General features: G+C 55.2%; 1 pseudogene. It reads right to left on the reverse strand.

The window, feature by feature from the left end:
* Positions 1 to 34 precede the first annotated feature (34 nt).
* Positions 35 to 1,331: pseudogene (locus AC05K6_RS10160) on the reverse strand (IS3 family transposase).
* Positions 1,332 to 1,435 lie beyond the last annotated feature (104 nt).

A 1,435-nucleotide genomic window follows, 5' to 3' on the forward strand; every position in this document is an offset into this window, starting at 1 on the left:
TGAACTGGCCCCCGAAAGTTGGACTGGTTTAATTCTAGGCGGTTAGGGCTTCAAGGGTCTGATTCCGATATTGCATCGGGGTCAGGCCCTTGAGTCGTTGTTGGACGCGTTCGGTGTTGTACCACCCGATGTACTCGTCGATCGCTTGGTTGAACTCTGCGACCGTGTCGAAGACTTCACCGTGGTACATCTCGGTTTTCAAGTGCCCGAAGAAGTTCTCCATGACCGCGTTGTCGTAACAGTTGGCTTTACGCGACATCGACTGAACACCGCCGTTGTCACCGATCAGATCGCGCCAGGAGGCGTGCTGGTACTGGAAGCCTTGGTCAGTGTGCATCATCCACCCGGGGTCAGGCGCACTCGCCGCGATCGCCTTGGACAAAGAATCGGTGGTCAACGCTGTCGACGGTGATGTAGCCACGGTGTGGGCGACGATTGAGCGGTCGAACAGGTCCATCACCGGCGACAAATACTCTTTGCGGCCTTGGACCCTGAACTCGGTGACGTCGCTGACAAAGACGGTGTTTGGCTGATCCGGGGTGAACTTGCGGTCAAGTTTGTTGTCAGCGATGTGGCTGATCGTCCCGGTGTAGGAAACATAGGGCCTGCGTTGGCGGATCTTGGCTCGAATGCCCATCTCACGCATGAGTTTGTAGACGAGTTTGTGGTTGACCACCCACCCCTGGTTACGCAGGTCAAGTAGCACTCGTCGATAGCCGTAGCGATGCTTGTTACGTTCAAAACTTGCCCGGATCGCGTCTTTGAGCTCGGCGTGCTTATCTGGCTGGCCGAGGCGTTTCTGGTGGTAGAAGAACGTCGACCGTGGGATACCTGCTGCCTCTAGGAGGTACTCCAAGCGGTGGTGCGACTTGAGGATGACAATCGCCTGGACTTTCAGGCGCGTCCCTGATTCCTCAAGTCCCGCAATTTTTTTAGATAAGCGTTTTCCGCTTCCAATCGCGCGATCCGGCGCCGTAGCTTCTCCTCTTCGGTCAGCGGCTTTGGCACAGCCGAGCCTTTGGGTCTGCCCTTCGGCTTCGGTTTTAACGCCTCATCGCCACCGTTACGCCATTGCCGCGACCAATAACTGACCAGCTGATCTGACGACAGGCCAAACTCACGCGCAAGATCCATCATTGTCTCGCCAGCAAGGTGTCGTTGGACAACTTCCTTCTTGATGTCGAACGAGTACTGCTGCTTAATCGGTTTCTCCACAAGACATAGCCTGCCATGCAGCTTAAACCGACGACAGAGCATACGGACGACGTATTTGGAGACACCAAGAGCATTGGCAGCGGCAGCACAGCCCATGCCTTGCTCAAATAGTTCAACCAACTGCTCGCGCTGATGCTCACTTAGCGAACTTCGTGCTCTCAATGAAAACTACTCCCCACTAGTCGGTAACTGATTTCTCAGTCCAACTAATGGGGAGCAG

The organism is Corynebacterium sp. TUM25020, assembly GCF_056388495.1.